At 71.1% G+C, this 19,742-nt stretch carries 21 protein-coding genes and 1 tRNA gene; 13 read left to right on the top strand and 9 right to left on the bottom strand.

Annotation, left to right across the window (positions count from 1 at the left end):
• Positions 1 to 65: 65 nt before the first annotated feature.
• The 4 genes from ACIGCK_RS05465 to ACIGCK_RS05450 all read left to right on the top strand — a co-directional run bounded on the left by ACIGCK_RS05465 (position 66) and on the right by ACIGCK_RS05450 (position 3,368).
• On the top strand, positions 66 to 719 hold the full coding sequence (locus tag ACIGCK_RS05465; protein WP_396664442.1) for a helix-turn-helix domain-containing protein: 654 nt from the start codon (positions 66 to 68) through the stop codon (positions 717 to 719).
• Between the two features lie 76 nt (positions 720 to 795).
• On the top strand, positions 796 to 1,968 hold the full coding sequence (locus ACIGCK_RS05460; RefSeq protein ID WP_396664441.1) for an IS701 family transposase: 1,173 nt from the start codon (positions 796 to 798) through the stop codon (positions 1,966 to 1,968).
• Positions 1,969 to 2,010: 42 nt separating this feature from the next.
• Positions 2,011 to 3,219, top strand: a complete 1,209-nt coding sequence (locus ACIGCK_RS05455) for a tyrosine-type recombinase/integrase (RefSeq protein ID WP_396664440.1) — start codon at positions 2,011 to 2,013, stop codon at positions 3,217 to 3,219.
• A 76-nt stretch (positions 3,220 to 3,295) separates the two neighbouring features.
• Positions 3,296 to 3,368, top strand: a tRNA-Thr gene (locus tag ACIGCK_RS05450).
• 110 nt (positions 3,369 to 3,478) lie between these two features.
• Here ACIGCK_RS05450 and ACIGCK_RS05445 read toward each other — a convergent pair.
• Together ACIGCK_RS05445 and msrB are read right to left on the bottom strand one after the other, a co-directional pair.
• The gene (locus ACIGCK_RS05445; protein WP_330170211.1) at positions 3,479 to 4,018 is read right to left on the bottom strand and encodes a nitroreductase family protein; all 540 of its coding nucleotides are present in this window, start codon (positions 4,016 to 4,018) and stop codon (positions 3,479 to 3,481) included.
• Positions 4,015 to 4,416, bottom strand: a complete 402-nt coding sequence (gene msrB, locus ACIGCK_RS05440) for a peptide-methionine (R)-S-oxide reductase MsrB (protein ID WP_396664438.1) — start codon at positions 4,414 to 4,416, stop codon at positions 4,015 to 4,017. Before msrB ends, ACIGCK_RS05445 begins: the two co-directional genes overlap by 4 nt.
• A 77-nt stretch (positions 4,417 to 4,493) precedes the next feature.
• Here msrB and ACIGCK_RS05435 point away from each other — a divergent pair, with 77 nt between their 5' ends.
• The 6 genes from ACIGCK_RS05435 to groL all read left to right on the top strand — a co-directional run bounded on the left by ACIGCK_RS05435 (position 4,494) and on the right by groL (position 9,791).
• Positions 4,494 to 5,480 carry a DUF2332 family protein gene (locus ACIGCK_RS05435; protein WP_396664436.1) on the top strand — a complete coding sequence of 329 codons (987 nt, stop codon included), beginning with the start codon at positions 4,494 to 4,496 and terminating at the stop codon, positions 5,478 to 5,480.
• 27 nt (positions 5,481 to 5,507) lie between these two features.
• The gene (locus tag ACIGCK_RS05430; RefSeq protein ID WP_396664434.1) at positions 5,508 to 5,765 is read left to right on the top strand and encodes a DUF3263 domain-containing protein; all 258 of its coding nucleotides are present in this window, start codon (positions 5,508 to 5,510) and stop codon (positions 5,763 to 5,765) included.
• Between the two features lie 139 nt (positions 5,766 to 5,904).
• Positions 5,905 to 6,546, top strand: a complete 642-nt coding sequence (locus ACIGCK_RS05425; RefSeq protein WP_396664432.1) for a LytR C-terminal domain-containing protein — start codon at positions 5,905 to 5,907, stop codon at positions 6,544 to 6,546.
• 150 nt (positions 6,547 to 6,696) lie between these two features.
• Entirely contained in the window at positions 6,697 to 6,900 is a 204-nt protein-coding gene (locus ACIGCK_RS05420) for a cold-shock protein (RefSeq protein ID WP_330170206.1), read from the top strand.
• 66 nt (positions 6,901 to 6,966) lie between these two features.
• Positions 6,967 to 8,034, top strand: coding sequence for a DUF3048 domain-containing protein (locus ACIGCK_RS05415; protein ID WP_396664431.1), 1,068 nt, complete (start codon positions 6,967 to 6,969; stop codon positions 8,032 to 8,034).
• A gap of 134 nt (positions 8,035 to 8,168) precedes the next feature.
• The gene (gene groL / locus ACIGCK_RS05410) at positions 8,169 to 9,791 is read left to right on the top strand and encodes a chaperonin GroEL (protein ID WP_396664429.1); all 1,623 of its coding nucleotides are present in this window, start codon (positions 8,169 to 8,171) and stop codon (positions 9,789 to 9,791) included.
• A gap of 112 nt (positions 9,792 to 9,903) precedes the next feature.
• On the opposite strand, the gene ACIGCK_RS05405 is transcribed toward groL, so the two are convergent.
• The 4 genes from ACIGCK_RS05405 to ACIGCK_RS05390 all read right to left on the bottom strand — a co-directional run bounded on the left by ACIGCK_RS05405 (position 9,904) and on the right by ACIGCK_RS05390 (position 13,626).
• The gene (locus ACIGCK_RS05405; RefSeq protein ID WP_330170203.1) at positions 9,904 to 10,191 is read right to left on the bottom strand and encodes a WXG100 family type VII secretion target; all 288 of its coding nucleotides are present in this window, start codon (positions 10,189 to 10,191) and stop codon (positions 9,904 to 9,906) included.
• Positions 10,192 to 10,380: 189 nt separating this feature from the next.
• Positions 10,381 to 12,141, bottom strand: a complete 1,761-nt coding sequence (locus ACIGCK_RS05400; protein ID WP_396664717.1) for an ATP-binding protein — start codon at positions 12,139 to 12,141, stop codon at positions 10,381 to 10,383.
• A 43-nt stretch (positions 12,142 to 12,184) separates the two neighbouring features.
• Complete coding sequence (locus ACIGCK_RS05395) at positions 12,185 to 12,877, bottom strand: response regulator transcription factor (RefSeq protein WP_396664427.1); 693 nt, start codon at positions 12,875 to 12,877, stop codon at positions 12,185 to 12,187.
• A gap of 200 nt (positions 12,878 to 13,077) precedes the next feature.
• Entirely contained in the window at positions 13,078 to 13,626 is a 549-nt protein-coding gene (locus ACIGCK_RS05390; protein WP_396664425.1) for a TetR/AcrR family transcriptional regulator, read from the bottom strand.
• A 188-nt stretch (positions 13,627 to 13,814) separates the two neighbouring features.
• Here ACIGCK_RS05390 and ACIGCK_RS05385 point away from each other — a divergent pair, with 188 nt between their 5' ends.
• Positions 13,815 to 14,693 carry an alpha/beta fold hydrolase gene (locus ACIGCK_RS05385; RefSeq protein ID WP_396664423.1) on the top strand — a complete coding sequence of 293 codons (879 nt, stop codon included), beginning with the start codon at positions 13,815 to 13,817 and terminating at the stop codon, positions 14,691 to 14,693.
• 1 nt (position 14,694) lies between these two features.
• On the opposite strand, the gene ACIGCK_RS05380 is transcribed toward ACIGCK_RS05385, so the two are convergent.
• Genes ACIGCK_RS05380 through ACIGCK_RS05370 form a run of 3 tightly spaced genes read right to left on the bottom strand, consistent with a single transcriptional unit; the run spans position 14,695 to position 18,380 of the window.
• Complete coding sequence (locus ACIGCK_RS05380) at positions 14,695 to 16,335, bottom strand: DNA repair helicase XPB (protein ID WP_396664421.1); 1,641 nt, start codon at positions 16,333 to 16,335, stop codon at positions 14,695 to 14,697.
• A 44-nt stretch (positions 16,336 to 16,379) separates the two neighbouring features.
• On the bottom strand, positions 16,380 to 18,095 hold the full coding sequence (locus tag ACIGCK_RS05375) for a helicase-associated domain-containing protein (RefSeq protein ID WP_396664420.1): 1,716 nt from the start codon (positions 18,093 to 18,095) through the stop codon (positions 16,380 to 16,382).
• 12 nt (positions 18,096 to 18,107) lie between these two features.
• Positions 18,108 to 18,380, bottom strand: coding sequence for a multidrug ABC transporter ATPase (locus ACIGCK_RS05370; protein ID WP_330170196.1), 273 nt, complete (start codon positions 18,378 to 18,380; stop codon positions 18,108 to 18,110).
• Positions 18,381 to 18,482: 102 nt separating this feature from the next.
• On the opposite strand from ACIGCK_RS05370, the gene ACIGCK_RS05365 reads away from it, so the two are divergent.
• Together ACIGCK_RS05365 and ACIGCK_RS05360 are read left to right on the top strand one after the other, a co-directional pair.
• Positions 18,483 to 18,866: a cold-shock protein gene (locus tag ACIGCK_RS05365; protein WP_396664715.1), complete on the top strand. Its 384-nt coding sequence runs from the start codon at positions 18,483 to 18,485 to the stop codon at positions 18,864 to 18,866.
• Positions 18,859 to 19,725 (top strand): DUF3027 domain-containing protein, encoded by an 867-nt coding sequence (locus ACIGCK_RS05360; RefSeq protein ID WP_396664418.1) that lies wholly within the window; start codon positions 18,859 to 18,861, stop codon positions 19,723 to 19,725. The genes ACIGCK_RS05365 and ACIGCK_RS05360 overlap by 8 nt, the downstream gene beginning before the upstream one ends.
• Positions 19,726 to 19,742 lie beyond the last annotated feature (17 nt).

The following is a 19,742-nucleotide window of genomic DNA, read 5'->3' as shown; positions in this document are numbered from 1 at the left end:
CGGATACCTCAGAACGTAGCACACATTGCCGGGATGAAGTAACCGATTCCTGTAAGTTGGTTCCCATGACGGGATCTTTGGGCGCTGCTGTGCGTCGTCTGCGCGTCGAGGCGGGGCTTTCGCAGGACGACCTTGCGAGGCGCGCGAGGGAGTACGGCCTGAATTGGACGACGCCGCGAGTCAGCGAGCTCGAGCGTGACGAGCTCAGGATCTCTCTGCCTGTTCTCCTCGTCGTCGCAGCCGCGCTGAGCACTGCGGGTGGACACGCGAGGGAGATCCGCGTTCGCGATCTGCTAGACGAGCGTGAGAGCGTCCCGATCACCGCGAAGTGGAGCATGGGCGTCGACGAGTTGGCGCGATTCATTAGCGGCGACTATGACGCGATGAGCTTCGGCAGCTTCAACCCAGATTCCGAGCGAAGCGAGCCCGATACGAGCGGAATCTTGGAGGCCCTCCGACTTGCGCCGCCCGGGATCACCGCGCGCGAGGCGGCCGCGCTCGACGGCCCACCCTCTACCCTTGCCGAACGACGCGCGGCGAAGCGCATCGGCGTCCCCGTTTCGGTGGTGCGGATGTGGGCGCACCACCTGTGGGGAAAGCCGCTCGATGCGCGCGCTGCGGAGGTCGCTGGGAGCGAGTCTGCTCAGGCCCGGGGGCATGCGACCCGCGGACTCGTCGCCGAGCTTCAACTGGCCATCAAGGGGGCGGCTGATGCCTAGTACTACAGTCGCGTTTATTTCGCGTGGTGCGGCGCGTTAGCGCCGTTGTGGGTGATGATCGTGTTAACCCTTGGCGGTGGGTGACGATATTGCTGTGGCGGATGTGCGGGAGTGGGCGGCGGAGCTGGATGAGGTCGCTGGTCTGATCGGGCCGCGGTTCGCTCGTTCGGAGCCGCGCCGGAACGCTGTCGCGTATGTGCGAGGGCTGCTGTCGGAGCAGGAGCGGAAGAACTCGTGGACGCTGTCGGAGCACGCCGGTCAGGTGACGCCGGATCCGATGCAGCGGCTGTTGTCGACCACGGACTGGGATCCCGACCTGGTCCGTGACGATCTCCGCTCCTACGTGGTCGAGCACCTCGGCGACCGTGCCGGGATCCTGATCGTCGATGAGACCGGGTTCTTGAAGAAGGGCGACCGGTCCGCGGGCGTCGCCAGGCAGTACACGGGCACGGCGGGACGGATCGAGAACGCGCAGGTCGGCGTCTTCCTGACGTACTCGACACCCACGGGCCGGACGTTCCTGGACCGGGAGCTGTATCTGCCGAAGACGTGGACCGAGGACCGTGCCCGCTGCGCCCGCGCCGGTGTCCCGAAGGAGCGCGGGTTTCAGACGAAGCCGGAGCTCGCGATGGGCATGCTGGCCCGCGCGATCGATGCCGACGTTCCCGCATCATGGGTGACTGGCGACGCCGTCTACGGCCAGTACTACCGGCTCCGCAAGGCGCTCGAGGATCGCGGGATGTCGTACGTGCTCGCCGTGCCGTCCAGCCAGCGGGTGATCGCGAAGACCACCGTGTCGATCCTCGGGAAGGAGTACCGCGCCGACGCGCTCATCGGCGAGCTCCCAGCCACGGCGTGGCGGACCAGGTCCGCCGGCGCGGGCTCGAAAGGCGACCGCCGATACGCGTGGGCACGCGCCCGGATCAACGGGGAACGCGACCCGGATGCCGAGTACTGGCTCCTCGCCCGCCGCAGCCTCACCGACCCGTCAGAGCTCGCGTACTACCTCTGCCACGGCCCCAAGCGCGTCGCCTTGGGCGAGCTGGTCCGCGTCGCCGGCGCGAGATGGGCGATCGAGGAGACCTTCCAAACGGCGAAAGGGCAGACCGGGCTGGACCACTACCAAGTCCGGCAGTACGCCGGCTGGTACCGGCACATCACGCTCTCCATGCTCGCCCACGCCTTCCTCACCGTCACCCGGTCAAAAAGGGGGCTCGAGGAGACGACGACGGAGACCTCGTCGAGCTGAGCCTGCCCGAGATCCGACACCTCATCGCCGCGCTCGTCCTGAATGCGCCCGCCGACCCCGCGCGAGTGCTCCACCGGTCACGCTGGCGCCGAAAACACCAACACACCGCCCGACGACACCATTATCTACGCCGCGGACACACGCCATAAACGCGACTGTAGTACTAGGCCGCGCACTCCGCTGAGTAGTCACGGCGCGATCAGCGTCGTCGAGATCTCGCCCGGTAGGTGGCGAGCGCGTACCCGCTATCGATTCGACGATGGGAAGCTGCGCCAGGTCGAGCGGTTCGCGGCGACGAAGGCGAAGGCGACGACGTCGCTGCGTGCGGCGTTGACGACGTTGCAGGCGGCGTCTGGCGTTGACGTGAAGCGTGAGACGCGGCTCCGGGATCTCGGGGCGCGGTTCCTGCTCGCGAAGGCGGGCAGAGCGCCCAGGACGGTGGACGCATACCGGCACAGCGTGGAGAAGGTCATCGTGCCGCGTATTGGCGAGCTGTCGATCGCTGAGGCAACACCGGATCGGTTGCAGCGGTTCATCGACGTCGTCGCGGCCGAGAACGGCCCAGGGGCGGCGAAGACGGCCCGAGCCGTGCTGTCGGGCATGATGGGCCTGGCGGCGCGCTCGGACGCCGTCAGGGCGAACCCTGTGCGCGAGCTTGCGGCGGTCGAGTCGACCCGGCAGGGCGCGGTGGCGATCCCGCTCGATGAGCTGGCCGGCATCCTCGGCGGTGCTCGAGCCGATGAGCGTCTCCGTGAGCTCGACATGGTCGATCTGCTCGTCTTCGTCGCCGGCACGGGTGTTCGAATCAGCGAGGCGTGTGCGCTGCGGTGGGACGACGTCGATCTCGCCGCCGGCACCGTGCGCGTCGCGAAGTCAAAGACGGCCGCGGGGGAGCGGCGCATCGCCGTCCCGGCGGCGCTGCTTGGCATGCTCGGCGATCGCCGAGTGCGAGGCGGGCCGAACGATGACGCGGTCGTGTTCCCCACCGTGCTCGGCCGGCAACGTGATCCGCGGGCAGCTGCACGCGAGTGGGCGTCGGCGCGCGAGCGGATGGGCCTGCCGAGCGGCTACACGTTCCACGCGTTCCGCAAGACCGTGGCGACCGCGCTGGACCAGGCCGGCCTCTCCGCCCGCGACGTCGCCGAGTACCTCGGGCACACGAATCCGGCGCTCACGCAGAGCGTCTACATGTCGAAGACGGTCGGCGGAAGCCGTGCCGCGAACGCTCTAGACTCGGTGTTGAGAAATTGAATGTGCGGGGTTTGTGCGGGGTTGCATGCCACCTAACTGCCCGGCATGACCAGAAACCCGCGTGATTACGCGGTTCGCCGGCTTGGCGCAATTGGTAGCGCACCTAACTTGTAATTAGGGGGTTACGGGTTCGAGTCCCGTAGCCGGCTCAGGAGGACGAAGCGTCGGCGGGTGGGTGCTGACGATCGCCGCGCGCCCCGCACGGGGCTGTGACGTCGCCGCGTCACGTGCCCGCGCTCTCGGGCGCGGTTGCGGTGTGCTACCGGCTCGGCATCCGCGAGAGGAAGCGCTCCGGATCGATGCGCCGCGGGTGGCCCTCTCTCGACCGGGGAGGCTTGCCGCCGACGTACAGCCACCCGAGAAGCAGCTCGTTCTTCTTCAGCCCGTGCGCCTTCTTGATCGCCTTGGACCGGGTGTAGCCGCCGGTGCGCCAGATGACGCCCCATCCCGCCTCGTCGAGCAGAAGGCTCAGCATGTGGGCGACGCCGGAGGCGACGGCCTCCTGCTCCCATTCGGGCACCTTGTGCTTCGGGCGGATGCTCGCGACGACCGCGATCAGCAGGGGAGCGCGGAGGGGCTTGGACGAGGCCCCCTTCTCGCCCTCCGCCTTGTTGATCGCGCGTCCCAGCACGAGGCGGTCGTCGCCGCGCAGCTCAATCAGCCGCCACGGGGTCAGCCCGGAGTGATCGGCAACGCGCCCGGCCGCGGCGACGAGCGAGAGCAGCTCGTCGTGGCCCGGCGCGTCGTCGGTCACCTTCGAGAAGGACCGGCGGCTCAGAGCCGCCTCGCGCGCGCTCACTTCTCGGGGGCGAATCCGAGCGCGAGGGAGTTCATGCAGTAACGGTCGCCCGTGGGGGTGCCGAAGCCGTCGGGGAAGACGTGCCCCAGGTGCGAGCCGCACGCCGCGCAACGCACCTCGGTACGCACCATGCCGTGGCTGTTGTCCTCGATCAGCTCCACGGCGTCGGGGCGGATCGACTCGTAGAAGCTCGGCCAGCCGCAGCCGGAGTCGAACTTCGTTCCGCTCTGGAAGAGCTCGACGCCGCACGCGGCGCACGTGTAGAGCCCAGCGCGGTGCTCGTCGAGCAGTTCGCCGGTCCAGGGGCGCTCGGTGGCGGCCTCCCGCAGCACGGCGTAACGGTCGGCGCTCAGTTCCTCGCGCCACTGGTCGTCGGTCTTGTCGACGCTGTACGACATTGGTCCTCCTCGGGTAGATCCCCTCTATTCAACCGCGGTTGGCGGGCGTACGGGCGCGTCCGCGGTTGAATGGCGTCATGGACGACGCGGCAGCGGTCATCGAGCGGTACGCGCGGTTCGCCGATGACGAGGCGCGCGGGCGTTCGGACGTGTACGAGGACTGGGCGCGCGGGATCGCGGAGGACCCGGAGACGGCGGCCCTGCTGGCCCGCATACCGGCCACCCGTCGCCAGCCACCCCTCGTCTTCGCCGTCGCGCGCATGCAGGGCGCGCCGGTGGGGCCCTGGGCGGGGCTCCGGCGGTGGCTGCGCGAGCATGGCGATCGGCTCGTGGCCGAGGCATCCGCCCGCTCGTTGCAGACGAACGAGCCGCTGCGCTGCGCGCCGCTGGTCGCGGCGCTCTCGCTCGTGCCGGGGCCGGTCGCGCTCGTCGAGCTGGGCGCCTCTGCGGGGCTGTGCCTGTATCCGGACAGGTACTCCTACCGCTTCTGGGGCACGCGCGACGTGCGGCTCGATCCGGTCGAAGGGCCGGCCACAGTCGTGCTCGCGTCCGAGATGCGCGGTGCGGGCGGCGGGGAGCTCACGCTGCCGCGCGTGCTCACCCGCGTGGGCGTGGACCTCGCGCCTCTCGACGCGCGGGATGCCGCCGATCGCGCCTTCCTCGAGGCGCTCGTCTGGCCGGGGGAGGACGGGCGCGCCGAGCGCATCGCCGCCGCGCTGGATGTCGCGGCTGCCGCCCCGCCGCGCATGATCGCGGGCGACGCCGCCGACCCGGCGACCCTCGACGATGCGATCGCCGATGCGCGCCGCGCGGCGCCCGGCGCGAGCATCGTCGTCACGACCCCCGGGCTCCTACCGCACGTGCCGCGCGCCGGGAGGGAGGAGCTGCGGCGGGCGTTGACCGAGCGGGACGTGCGCTGGGTGTCGATCCATCCGGCGGGGATGTCCGGGGCGCAGCAGGCGTCGACGGGCGCCGCTGCATCGGGCTTCCACCTGACGCTCGACGGGCAGGTGGTTGCGAAGTGCGACCCGCTCGGGGCGTGGCTGGAGTGGCGCGCGTGCTGACGGCGGGTCCCGGCGTACCGTGAAGGCATGGCTGAAGAGCTGACAGATCAGCAGCGCGCGATCCTCGACTTCGAGGCCGACTGGCGCCGCCACGCGGGCGCGAAGGAGGAGGCGATCCGCAGCCAGCTCGGTCTGACGCCCGCCCGGTATTATCAGCTGCTCGGACGCCTGATCGACACCGCCGAGGCCCCCGCCCACGATCCGTTGCTCGTCGGCCGGCTCCGCCGCATCCGCGATCGGCGCGCGGCGGAGCGCGCCGCCCGCGAGCGGGCCGTCACCCGCTGACCGTCACCCGCTGACCGTCACCCGCTGACCGTCACCCGCTGACCGTCACCCGCTGACCGTCACCCGCTGACCGTCACCCGCTGACCGCTTCCGCCTGCCCGTGACGGGACACGCGGACGCCCCCCGGTAGCATGCTCTGGTGTCCCCGTCCCCTGCCGACCGTTTCGACGACATCCCGCCCTCCCGCGGACGCGTCGGTGCGCACCGGGCCGAGAACCCGCGCTTCGGCGGCCCCGGCCTGTTCCTCTGGGCGGCCGTCGCGACGGTCGTCCTGATCGGCGCCGGCATCTTCGCCTCGCTCGTCGCGCAGGGGCGTATCGTCCTGTTCCCCGAGCCCGCGCCGACCGCGGCGCCGGTCGACACCGTCGCGCCCGTCGTCGACACCTCGTACACGGTGCTCGTGCTCAACGGCACGCCGGAGGCCGGCCTCGCGACCCGGGTGAAGGATGAGCTCGTCGCCCAGGGCTGGCCCGAATCGGGGGTGCTCGCGAGCAACGCCGGGGACCGGGAGTTCCCCACCACGACCGTCTACTACGCGGCGGCGGAGGCCGAGGCCGCCGCACGCGGTCTCGCCGGCATCCTGGGGGCGGCCGACGTCGTGCTCGACCCCGAGTACCCGCTTCCGGGAACGCCCGCGACGCAGCTTACGGTGATCGTCGGAACCGACCGCACGGCGGCCGCCGAGAGCAACGACGGCACCGAGATCGAAGACGGCACCGAGATCCAGGACGGCACCGAGATCCAGGACGGCACCGAGGGCGGCTCGGGCACCGCACCGTAGAGCGCCTCCGCGCGCGCCGTGGCGGCGGCGTGTTTCCGTCCGATTAAGAGTTCGCGGCCCCTGTGTCAACAGTTGCCCGAGCGCCGGATCCGCGTCGTTCCGCGTGGCTAGCATGGCCGTGTCTCACCCCGCAGTAACAGGAGCGCACGCATGGCCCAGGGCACCGTCAAGTGGTTCAACGCCGAGAAGGGCTACGGGTTCATCACCGTCGCCGAGGGCGGACAGGACGTCTTCGTTCACTACTCCAACATCGACATGACCGGATTCCGGGTGCTCGAAGAGGGGCAGCAGGTGGAGTTCACCGTCGGCGCCGGGCAGAAGGGTCCGCAGGCCGAGTCTGTGCGGGTCGTCTGACCCGGCGCCCACGGCCCTCGCCGTGTCGGCACGGCGGCGCGCCGCACCGGCCCTAGTCTGTCGCGCATGACGATCGCCGCGCGCCGCCGCGCCCGCCTCCGGGTCGCCGTGCTCGCGATGGCCGCAATGGCGCTCGCCGGATGCGCCGCGTCCTCCGACGCTGCGCCCGTTCCCATCGCGACGACGGTGCCGCCGGCGCCGTCTCCGACCGCAACGGTCGAGCCGGCGCCCGAGGCGCCGCAGACGGTCCCGCATCCGCTGCGTGGCACCGCGGTGCCCGCGGGCGGCGTCGCGGGCCCCGCCCTCTCGGCGAAGATCGACAACCACCCCGCGGCGCGGCCCCAGGTGGGGCTGGAGCGCGCCGACGTCGTCTTCGAGGAGCTCGTCGAGGGCGGTCTCACCCGCTACGTCGCGGTGTGGTCCTCCGACATCCCCGACGAGATCGGCCCGGTCCGCAGCATCCGTCCCATGGATCCCGACATCGTCGAGCCGCTCGGTGGGGTCATCGCCTACTCGGGCGGGCAGCAGCGGTTCGTCGACATGATGCTCGCGACCTCGGTGCACAACGCCATCCACGGTGGCGCCGACGATCGCTTCATGCATCGCACGAGCGGAAAGGCCGCACCCCACAACGTCATCGTCAGCGCGCGCGAGCTGGTGCAGGCCTATGCGCAGATCCCGGCGCCGGCGCCGCAGTTCGCCTTCACCTCGATGCCCGTCGCCGCGTCGGCGGCGGCCTACGGGCGTTCCTCGGCCGGGTTCGACCTGTCGTTCTCGCCGCGCCAGAGCAGGCAGTGGCAGTGGGATGCCGGCAGCGGTGGCTACCTGCGCGGCCAGAACGGGGCCGCCGACACCGACCCCTCCGGCGCGCCGCTGTCGGCGACGAACGTGGTCGTGGTCGCGGTCGACATCGACTGGGCGTACGGAGAAATCCCGCGCACCGTCATGATCGGCTCGGGTGCCGCGTGGATCGCCACGGGCGGCAAGGTGCTGGAGGCGACGTGGACGAAGCCCTCCCGCGAGGCGCCCCTCCAGCTGACCAACGCCCACGGCGTCGCCATCCACCTCGCGCCCGGTGCGACGTGGGTCGAGCTCGTGCCGACCGGGTCGGGCGGTTCGGTGTCGGTGCGCTGAGCGCCGCGGCGCGGCATCCGGTCGCCCGCCGTCATGCGGCTTGCACTCTCCCGGGGCGAGTGCCAGAATGTGGTTAGCACTCCCATTGTCGGAGTGCTAAACCCAAACCTACGTCCGGGAGGGACGACACACACATGGCAAAGATCATCGCTTTCGACGAAGAGGCCCGTCGCGGCCTCGAGCGCGGCCTGAACATCCTCGCCGACGCCGTCAAGGTGACGCTCGGCCCGCGCGGTCGCAACGTCGTGCTCGAGAAGAAGTGGGGCGCCCCCACCATCACGAACGACGGCGTGTCGATCGCCAAGGAGATCGAGCTCGACGACCCCTACGAGAAGATCGGCGCCGAGCTGGTCAAGGAGGTCGCCAAGAAGACCGACGACGTCGCGGGTGACGGCACCACCACCGCCACCGTTCTCGCCCAGGCTCTCGTGCGCGAAGGCCTGCGCAACGTCGCGGCCGGCGCCGACCCCATCTCGCTCAAGCGCGGCATCGAGAAGGCCGTCAAGGCCATCACCGACCAGCTGCTCGAGGGCGCCAAGGAGGTCGAGTCCAAGGAGCAGATCGCGGCGACCGCCTCGATCTCGGCCGCTGACCCGACGATCGGCGAGCTCATCGCCGAGGCGATCGACAAGGTCGGCAAGGAAGGCGTCGTCACGGTCGAGGAGTCGAACACGTTCGGCACCGAGCTCGAGCTGACCGAGGGCATGCGGTTCGACAAGGGCTACATCAACCCCTACTTCGTCACCGACCCCGAGCGTCAGGAAGCGGTCTTCGAGGAGCCCTACATCCTCATCGCGAACCAGAAGATCTCGAACATCAAGGATCTTCTCCCGATCGTCGACAAGGTGATCCAGGAGGGCAAGGAGCTCCTCATCATCGCCGAGGACGTCGAGGGCGAAGCTCTCGCGACCCTGGTGCTGAACAAGATCCGCGGCATCTTCAAGTCGGCCGCCGTCAAGGCCCCCGGCTTCGGCGACCGTCGCAAGGCGCAGCTGCAGGACATCGCGATCCTCACGGGTGGCCAGGTCATCACCGAGGAGGTCGGCCTCAAGCTCGAGAACGCCACCGTCGACCTGCTCGGCCGTGCCCGCAAGGTCATCATCACCAAGGACGAGACCACCATCGTCGAGGGTGCCGGCGACTCGTCGCAGATCGAGGGTCGCGTGACCCAGATCCGTCGCGAGATCGAGAACACCGACAGCGACTACGACCGCGAGAAGCTGCAGGAGCGCCTCGCCAAGCTCGCCGGCGGCGTTGCCGTTATCAAGGCGGGCGCGGCCACCGAGGTCGAGCTCAAGGAGCGCAAGCACCGCATCGAGGACGCCGTGCGCAACGCGAAGGCGGCTGTCGAGGAGGGCATCGTCCCCGGTGGTGGCGTCGCGCTCATCCAGGCCGGCAAGATCGCGTTCGAGGGCCTCGAGCTCACGGGCGACGAGGCGACCGGTGCGAACATCGTTCGCGTCGCGATCGAGGCGCCGCTCAAGCAGATCGCGCTCAACGCCGGTCTCGAGCCGGGCGTCGTGGCCAACAAGGTCGCGGAGCTGGAGCCCGGCTTCGGCCTGAACGCCGCGACCGGTGAGTACGGTGACCTGTTCGCGCAGGGAATCATCGACCCGGCCAAGGTGACCCGTTCCGCGCTGCAGAACGCTGCGTCGATCGCGGGCCTCTTCCTCACGACCGAGGCCGTCGTCGCCGACAAGCCCGAGAAGGCCGCCGCGTCTCCCGCCGGCGACCCGACGGGTGGCATGGACTTCTGAGTCCCACGCACCACAAGAAGGGCCCCCTCCACGCGGAGGGGGCCCTTCTGCGTGTCCGCGGAGCCGCCGGCTGAGGGCGGTGGGGGAGGCGGCCCCGCGGAGGTCTGCGTCGTCAGCGGAACAGCGCCGCGCTCGTCATCTCGGCCTCGGCGTAGTGCTGCGCGGCGAGGGCGAGCGCGCCGTGGATCGAGGCGAGCGACTGCTCCACGTGCAGCTGCGTCACGCGCCATTCGTCGAGCACGCTCTGGAAGGATGCCGCGGCCTGCCCCGTCCACGACGCCTGCAGCTGCGTGAGCTGCGCGAGCATCGCCTGCGACTCGGCGTGCAGCCGGTCCGCGGTCGCGCGGACCGCGGCGGACTGGGTGAGGACGGCGTCGGAGTCGACGGAGAAGACGGCCATGCGGGCTCCCGGAGGTCGTGGGCGGGTACGGCGCCACGCTATGCGCCCGGCCGCAGCCGTGGGGCGCCGCCCGCGGCATCCGTGGACAACCGGGGTCGGTGCCCACCCTGGGGAGGAGGATCGGATGCCGTCATTCGCGCGGCGTGGGCAGCGGCTGCGTGTCGAGGTAGAGCGTCGCTTCGGCGGCGGTCAGTCGCGGAGCTTGGGCAGTGGCTGCGTGTCGAGGTAGAGCGTCGCTTCGGCGGCGAGCGGCAGGTACACCGTGAAGGTCGCGCCCCCGCCGGGGGTGTCACCGACCTCGACGGTGCCGTGCAGCGAGTCGACGATGCCGGCGACGATCGCAAGCCCGAGGCCCGTGCCGCCCGTCTCGCGGGTGCGGGAGCTGTCGGCGCGCCAGAACCGCTCGAAGATGTGCTCACGGATCTGCGGCGGGATCCCCTCGCCGTGGTCGGAGACGGCGATCCAGCCCATGCCGAGCGGCGCGCGGTCGGAGCGGCGCGACGAGTCGGTGCCTACGGTGATCTCGATCGGTGAGTCTTCGGGCGTGAAGCGCCGTGCGTTGCCGAGCAGGTTCGCGACGACCTGGCGGATGCGGTTCTCCTCGCCGAGCACGACGGGCGGGTGGCTGATGGCGGGACCCACGAGCGGCACGTCGAACGACAGCGGGGCGGGGAGGGTGGCGTCGTCGGAGTCGGCGGCGCGCGGGGCCGGCACGGGCTTGGCGGCGCGGCGCAGCAGCGAACGGCGGGCGCCGCCTCCGTTGGCGCCACGGCCTGCCACGCCGCGCCGCTTGGGCTGCGGTGTCGTGTCGGTCGTGGGCGCCTCGAGCTGGGTGGATGCCGGGGGCGGCGGCATGGGGGGAGCGGCCGTCAGGTCGGTGACGGTGATCGTGCGCTGCGGAGCCGCGGCGCGCACGTCCATGGCGGCATCCCGCGCGATCGGTCGGAGATCGACCGGCTCGATCGCGATGTCGCGGCGTTCGTCGAGACGGGCGAGGGCGAGCAGGTCCTCGACCATGCCGCCCATGCGGATGGCCTCCTTCTCGATGCGCTGCATCGCCTGCGAGGTGTCGTCGTCGCCGCGGATCGCGCCCATCCGGTACAGCTCGGCGTAGCCGCGCACCGTCACGAGGGGTGTCCGCAGCTCGTGGCTCGCGTCGCCGATGAAGCGCCGCATCTGGCGCACGGTGGCGTCGCGCTGCGACAGCGAGGCATCCACGCGGTCGAGCATGGTGTTGAGGGCGCCCGTGAGCTTGCCCACCTCGGTGCGGGGGTCACCGGGGGACAGGCGCTGCGAGAAGTCGCCGGCCGAGATGGAGGTCGCGGCGCGCTCGACCTGCACGAGCGGGCGGAAGGTCTGGGTGACGAGGAAGCGCGTGAGCAGCGCACCCGCGACGACCGTGATGACGCCGAGCACCGTGAAGACGCCGAAGAACACGGCGATCGTGCGGTCGATGGGCGCGAGGGGCAGCGCGACGACCTGCGTGTAGAGCTGACCGCCCAGCTGGAGGTCGAGCGCGCGTTCGAGGTCGAGCGTGCCGGCGCTGGCGTGGTAGACCGCGCCGTCCTCCGACGTGAGCGTGAAGGGCGTCGTGCCCCCCGTGATCGTGCGCTCGAGCGGGTACTCCTCGGGCCACACGGGCCCGCCCTGCGCGGGGACGCTGCCCTTGGACTGGCCCGCCGGGTCGTACACGGCGACGTAGTAGTCGACGGCGGCGGCCTCCTCCGTGAGCCGGATCTCGACGATCCCCTCCTCGTCGGCCGTCACCTCGAGCAGGCCCGCGGCGAGGTCGGACTGCGCGCGTGCGACGAGCTGCTCGTCCTGCGCGAGGACGAGGGCGTTGCGGACGAACCCGAGGGTCGCGATGCCCGATGCGAAGAGCCCGACGACGAGGATGGCGACCGTGACGCCCGTGACCTTCGCGCGCAGGCTGATACCGCGCCACCACAGGGTGAGGGCATCGGTCTTCGCCTGGCGGTCCAGCGGGGGCGTCCTACGCGGTCTTGCCGGACTTCAGCATGTAGCCGAAGCCCCGCTTGGTCTGGATGAGCGGCTCGGAGGAGTGCGGGTCGATCTTGCGGCGCAGGTAGGAGATGTAGCTCTCGACGATGCCCGCGTCGCCGTTGAAGTCGTATTCCCAGACGTGGTCGAGGATCTGCGCCTTGCTGAGCACCCGGTTGGGGTTGAGCATGAGGTAGCGGAGCAGCTTGAACTCCGTGGGGCTGAGGTCGATCGTGGCGTCGCCGACCTTCACGTCGTGCGTGTCCTGATCCATCGTCAGCTCGCCGGTGCGGATGACGGCGTCCTCGTCGGCCTGCATCGTGCGACGCAGGATGGCCTGGATGCGCGCGACGATCTCGTCGAGGCTGAAGGGCTTGGTGACGTAGTCGTCGCCGCCGGCGTTGAGACCCTCGATCTTGTCCTCGGTCTCGTCCTTCGCGGTGAGGAAGAGTATCGGTGCGGTGTAGCCGGCGCTGCGCAGGCGTTTCGTGACGCTGAAGCCGTTCATGTCGGGGAGCATGACGTCGAGCACGATGAGGTCGGGTTCCTCCTCGAGCACGGCCGAGATCGTCTGGGCGCCGTTGCTGACGGCCTTGACCTGGAATCCGGCGAATCGCAGGCTCGTGATCAGCAGGTCGCGGATGTTCGGCTCGTCGTCGACGACAAGGATGCGGGGTGCGCTCATCCCCCCATTATCGTGACGGATCCTCTGTGTGCGCAGGATTGCGGTGCGATTGCGCGCGGCCGAGCGGATGCGCTACGCCCCGGTGCTCCCGCGCCGCGCCGCGAACGGTCGCGACGCGCCGCGGGTGAAGTGGCGGGCGCGGCATGTCGCGACCGTTCGCCGGAGCCGGAGCCGGAGCCGGAGCCGGAGCCGGAGGGCGGTCAGGCAAGGCACGCGCGGACCACGCGGTCGATGACGGGACGGATCTCGGCGTCGGGATCGACGCTGAGGCGATGCAGGATCAAGCCTTCGGAGGCGGCCATGAGCGTGCGAACCGCGTCGGCGGGGTGGGCTGCGCCCACGTGCGCGAGCAGGGATGCCGTCCACTCGACGTATGCGGCACGCTGCGCGAGCAGCGGTTCGAGCATGACCCGGTCGTGGGCGCCCTCGAGGAACAGGGCATACCGAGCGCGGGTGCGTGCCGCGAGGGGGCCGGTCTGCATCGCGATCAGGCCGCTGAACGCGTCGGTCAGCTGGTCGGGGGTATCGATCATGGGGGGCCCCGCGGTGGCGATCTCGGCGCGCTCGCTCTCGGCGAGGTGGGTGACCACGCCCGCGACGAGCGCGTCGCGGGTGCGGAACCAGTTCGACGTCGATCCCCTCGGCAGCCCGGCCGCGGCATCCACGCGCGCGTGGGTGAGGGCGCGGACGCCCTGCTCGCCCACGAGGGTGAGAGCGGCGTCGAGCGCGCGTTCGCGGGTCGTGGCCATGAGTCCGACTGTAGGCGCAGCATCCATACTACAAAGGTAGTGACACTGGACTACGAACGTAGTAATGTCGCGCCCATGGACGAGACCACGGATGTCGAGACCGCGGATGAGCGGATGCTGGGGCTGCCCCGCCACCCCGCCCGCTGCGTCGGGGTCCTTCTCGACGCGACGGATGCGAGGCGATAGCGGTGTCCGACATCGAGGCGATCGCACCCGACATGCCCTCGGTCACGGGCGTGCGGCATGAGTACGTGGACGTGCCCGGTCTGCACATGCACGTGGCGCATGCCGGTGCGGGGGAGCCGGTGATCATGCTCCACGGGCTGCCGCAGCACTGGTGGCAGTGGCGGGCGATCGCCACCGCGCTCGCCGGGCGGTACAGCCTGATCTGCCCGGACGCGCGGGGGTTCGGATGGTCGCAGGCCGAGTCGCCGCGCATCGACCGCTATTCCATGCGGGACGACGTGTTGGCGCTGATGGACACTCTCGGGCTCGAGCGGGCGCGGGTCGTCGCGCACGACATGGGTGCGCTGGTGGCGACGCAGCTGGCGTACACGCACCCCGAGCGCGTGCACGCGCTGGTCGTGCTCTCGGTGCCTCCCCCCTTCATGCGGATGGGGCCCGGGATGCTGCCGGCGATGCGCCACGTTCCGAAGCTGCGGTTCCGGAAGCCGGGTCAGTCCTTGGAGTGGGTCTTCCGACCGCCATACGTCGCCGGCGCCATGACCGACGAGACCCGCGGGGTGTATTTGGCTCCGCTGCGTGACCCGGCGAAGGACGCCGCGATCAGCGAGGTCTATCGCGGATTGCTGATCGGCGGCGAGATGCCGGCTCTCGTCACCGGCGCGTATCGCCGGCGGCGGCTGCGGGCGCCGACCCTCTACGCCTTCGGCGCGAAGGATGTGCCGCTGACGGAGGCCTATGTGCGCGCGCATGTCGGCGATGTGAAGCGCTTCGCGGACGACGTGGAGTTCGCATCCATTCCGGACGCCGCGCACTTCGCCACCGACGACAACCCGCGCGCCGTGCAGGAACTGATCCTCCGGTTCTTCGCCCGGACGGGATGAGTCAGGCGGCGAGCTGGTCGGCGTCGAGGATCGTGTAGGCGTAGCCCTGCTCAGCGAGGAAGCGCTGGCGGTTCTGCGCGAAGTCCTGGTCGACGGTGTCGCGCGCGATGAGCGTGTAGAAGCTCGCCGTGTGCCCGTTGGTCTTCGGACGCAGTAGGCGGCCGAGACGCTGGGCCTCCTCCTGGCGCGACCCGAACGAGCCCGACACCTGGATGGCGACGGATGCCTCGGGCAGGTCCACCGAGAAGTTCGCGACCTTCGACACAACGAGCACCGTCAGCGAGCCCTCGCGGAACGCCTGGAACAGCTGCTCCCGCTCGTCGACGGGCGTCGCGCCCGTGATCTTCGGGGCGCCGAGCGCATCGGCCAGGATGTCGATCTGGTCGAGGTACTGGCCGATGATCAGGATGCGTTCGCCCTCGTGCCGCTCGACGAGGCTGCGCACGACCCCGATCTTCGCGTGCGCGGTCGCGGCCAGGCGGTAGCGCTCGTCATCCGCCGCCGCGGCGTACTCGAGCCGGTCGGACGCGGGCAGGTCGATGCGCACCTCGTAGCAGGCGGCGGGGGAGATGAAGCCCTGGGCCTCGATCTCCTTCCACGGGGCGTCGAACCGCTTGGGGCCGATGAGGCTGAAGACGTCGCCCTCGCGACCGTCCTCGCGCACGAGCGTGGCCGTCAGGCCCAGGCGCCGGCGCGCCTGCAGTTCCGCGGTGAGCTTAAAGACGGGGGCGGGGAGCAGGTGCACCTCGTCGTAGACGATGAGGCCCCAGTCGAGCGCGTCGAGCAGCGCGAGGTGCGCGTACTCGCCCTTCCGCTTGGCGGTGAGGATCTGGTACGTCGCGATCGTGACCGGCTTGACCTCCTTCACCTGCCCCGAGTACTCGCCGATCTCCTCGGGCGTGAGCGACGTGCGTCGCAGCAGCTCGTCGCGCCACTGGCGCGCCGAGACGGTGTTGGTGACGAGGATGAGCGTCGTCGTCTTGGTGTCGGCCATCGCCGCCGCGCCCACGAGGGTCTTCCCGGCGCCGCAGGGCAGCACCACGACGCCCGAGCCGCCGTCGGCGAAGCTGTCGACGGCCTTGCGCTGGTAGGGGCGCAGGTGCCAGCCGTCCTCCGCGAGCTCGATCTCGTGGGGGGTGCCGGGGCTGTAGCCGGCGAGGTCTTCGGCGGGCCACCCGATCTTCAGCAGCTCCTGCTTGATGTGGCCGCGGGCCCACGCATCCACCGTATACGAATCGGGGGTGGGGTGGCCGGTCAGCAGCGGCTGGATGCGCTTGTTCTTGGCGACCTCGGCGAGCACCGCCTGGTCGGTGGAGCGCAGCACGAGGGTGCCCTCGTCGTCGCGCTCGATGAGCAGGCGGCCGTAGCGGCCCACCGTCTCGCGGATGTCGATCGACACCGAGGGCGGCACGGGGAACCGCGACCAGCGCTCGAGGGTCTCGAGCATGTCGTCGGCCTGGTGTCCCGCCGCACGCGCGTTCCACAGGCCCAGCCGCGTCACGCGGTAGGTGTGGATGTGCTCGGGGGCGCGCTCGAGCTCGGCGAAGACGGCCAGCTCGTGGCGGGCGGTCTCGGCATCCGGGTGCGCCACCTCGAGCAGCACCGTGCGATCGCTCTGGACGATGAGGGGGCCGTCAGACATAACTGCTCAGTCTACCGGCGGGATGCCGCGGCGGGCGCGGCGGCTCACAGGCGACGGATGCTGCGGATGCTCGAGACCGGGAGGGTGCGCTCCACGTCGGTGCCGTGCTCGCGGCCGCGCATCCGGCCGCCGCCCATGCCGGACGCCTCGAGCACGAACGTGCGCGCGACGCCGCCCGGCAGCTCGACGTCGATCTCGACGAGGCTGCGCTCGCGCACGGCGGCCTCGAGCTCGCGGTCGAGCCACGCGGCATCGGCGTCGGCCTCGTCGGCCCCACGCAGCAGGCGGATGATAGGACCGTACGACTCGCCGTCGTCGGTCGCGGGGGGCGAGACGGCGACCCGGTGCCGGCGCAATCGCAGCATCGTCCCGTCGGCGTCGACCGCGATCGCGGGGTACCGGGCGTCGATGAGGGCCCACAGCACCGTGTCGCGCGCGACCCGCGAGGTGAGGGCGCTGCCGTCGGCGGTGCGCACGAGCCCGAGGGGCCGCAGCGACTGATCGACGGCGATCGGCTCGAGCGCCTCGGGCGACGAGCTCCACACGCGCGTGCGCGTCGCATCGGCCGGGGCATCGGGGTCGTCGCCGACCCGCACGGTGCCGTGGCGCTCCGCCGTCGTGCGCACGAGGTAGTCGAGCGGCTGGGGCACACCCGTGAGCGAGAGCTCGGCGAGGAAGGCGAGGATCGTCTCGGCGCTCTCGCCCTCCGTGAGCGCCCCCGCGACGGTCTCGGCCGTGAAGCGGTAGGAGGATGCCTGGGCGTGCGATTCGCGCACGGCGATGCGGCGCAGCCTCACGTCGAGCCCCGGGGCGAGAGGACCGGGCGAGATCGCGGTGAGGTCGTTCTGCAGGTAGATGCGGTCGACCTCGCGCGGCATGAGCGTTGCGAGCTCCCGCGCCGCGGCGGCGGGGTCGGCGCCGATGAGGCGCGTCCACGAGGGGGCGGCGCCCGTGGGAGTCACGATGCCCCACGCCTCGGCCTCGCGGCGGAACGCGGCGCCCCGGTCGGGCCAGGCGGGGTCGGCCGGGAACGCCGCAGGCCACCCGGCAGGGTCGGTGAGGCGGGCGGACGCCGTGAGGGGCGCCGGCACGGCGATCCACCAGGCGCGGGCGGCGGACGTCCACCGGTCGGGGGTGGATGCCGCGAGCCAGTCGTCCGCGGCGGCGGTGGGCATGAACGAGCGGGTGTCGGCGGCGAGCAGGCCGGCGCGCTCGGCGAGCGAGATGAGGGGGTCGACGTCGTCGGGATGGGGGAGGTCCTCGGCGAGGCGGCGACGGTCGGCGGCGCCCAGGGCCCCGGAGCCCACGCGCGAGAGCGGCGTGCGGATCGCCTGGATGAGGATGTCGCCGAGTGCGGCGACGCTCGTGAAGGCGCGCTCGGCGGCGTGCCCCTCGGCGGCGGCGTCGGCATCGGGCGCGGGGCGACCCACGTCGACGGGGGAGCCACCGAACTCGGCCAGCAGGGCCGCGACCTGCGGGAGGGGGACGCCCTCGGCATCCGTCAGCATGAGGCGTCGCGTGCGGGCGCTGCCGCTCTCGCGGCCCTCCCGGGCGGCGTCGGTCAGCTCGCCGAGGTCGGCGGCGGGCAGCGTGGCGAGGGCGCGACGCAGCGACGCGGGATCGGTGAGGGCTTCGGCGGCGTCGAAGAAGTCACGCCAGGCCGGCAGTGCGGGGGCGCGGCGCTCGTGCAGGAAGTCCGCCAGCTCCGCGTCGGAGAGGGCGGCCAGCCGTACCGCGAGATCCCGTGTGCCCTCCGCCATGTCGGCCGGGCCTTACGCCCTGTTCGCCCGGCCGCGCTTGACCCACGTGATGATCAGCAGCGCGATGATGAGCACGAAGGCCAGGGGCAGCCCGATCATCGGCAGGACGGCGACCATGGGCCAGATGCCGCTGCCGAAGTCGGCCTGCGTCATCCCGGTGGCGGTGCCGATCATGATCGCGAAGAAGCAGCCGATGGCGAGCAGGGCGATGCCGAGCGACATGAACGCGAGGACGCGCTCGAGGCGGCCGGGAGCCGGCATCGGGTCGGGTGTGGTCGGGCTCATCCGTCTCAGCCTAGTGCGCGCCGGTGCCGTAGTCTGATGTGTCGGGGCGATCTGCTCCGCGATTTCCCGCGCCCGCAGGGCGCTTCCTACAGCGAGGTCATGATGCCCACCGGCAAGGTCAGGTTCTACGACGAGGAGAAGGGGTTCGGCTTCATCACGACGGATGATGGCCAGGACGTCTTCCTGCACGCCACGGCTCTGCCGCAGGGCGCGTCGGCACCCAAGCCGGGCTCGCGTGTGGAGTTCGGCGTCGCCGACGGCAAGCGCGGGCTGCAGGCGCTGTCGGTGCGCGTGCTCGAGGCCCCGCCGAGCCTGTCGAAGGCCAAGCGCAAGCCCGCCGACGACATGGCCGTGATCGTCGAGGACCTCGTGGGTCTGCTCGACGGCATCGGCGGCGACCTGCGCCGGGGTCGCTACCCGAGCGGCGCTCATGCGAAGAAGGTCGCGGCCGTGCTGCGCCGGGTCGCTGATGAACTCGATGCCTGACGACGCCACGGTCGAGTCCGCATCGGCCCCCGAGACGGAGGCCGACCGCTCGGTCGCGCCCAGCGCATCCGAGCCCGAGGCGTCCGCGCCGGAGGCTGCCGTGCCCGATGAGCGTCTGATCCAGGCGCGCGACCTCGCCCGTGCGGCGCTGGCCGAGATCACCCCCGAGCGCACGATCGGCGACGCCGCGGGGTACCGCGTGGAGCACGGCGGCGTCGTGTCGCTGCTGTTCAACAACCGGCTGGGCGGATACCCGGGCTGGTTCTGGACCGTTTCGGTCGCGCGCATCGACGGCGAGGAGCCGACCGTGCTCGAGGCCGAGCTGCTGCCCGGCGACGGCGCGCTCGTGGCGCCCGAGTGGGTGCCGTGGGCCGAGCGTCTGGCGGAGTACCAGGCGCAGCAGCGCGCCCAGGCCGAGCTCGCGCAGCAGTCCGACGAGGACGACTCGGATGACGAGGATTCGGATGACGGGGACGACGCCGACGACCTCGACGACGACACCGACGACCTCGACGCGGCAGACTTCGACACCGACGGCTCGCGCATCCTGCACGCCGGAGACGTCGACGGGGTCGACATCGACGAGCTCGACTCGGACGACGACGACTCGGATGATGACTCGGACGACGACGACTCGGATGACGAGGACGACTTCGATGACGACGATTCGGACGACGAAGACGACTCGGACGACGAAGATGACTTCGACGACGACTCGGGTGACGAGGACGACTCGGACGACGACGACCTCGACGGCGACGACGACGACTCAGACGTCTCGGATGTCTCCGACTCCGACGACTTCGTCTCGGGCGAGGACGACCTCGGCGAGGGCAAGCTCAGCGACTCCGACGACTGAGCGGGCCCCCGCCGGCC

Source organism: Microbacterium sp. NPDC078428, assembly GCF_044542535.1.
In the GTDB taxonomy this organism is placed as follows: Bacteria; Actinomycetota; Actinomycetes; order Actinomycetales; family Microbacteriaceae; genus Microbacterium; species Microbacterium limosum.
Note: the sequence above shows the minus strand (reverse complement) of the source record. Positions and strands in the feature narration are given on the sequence as shown.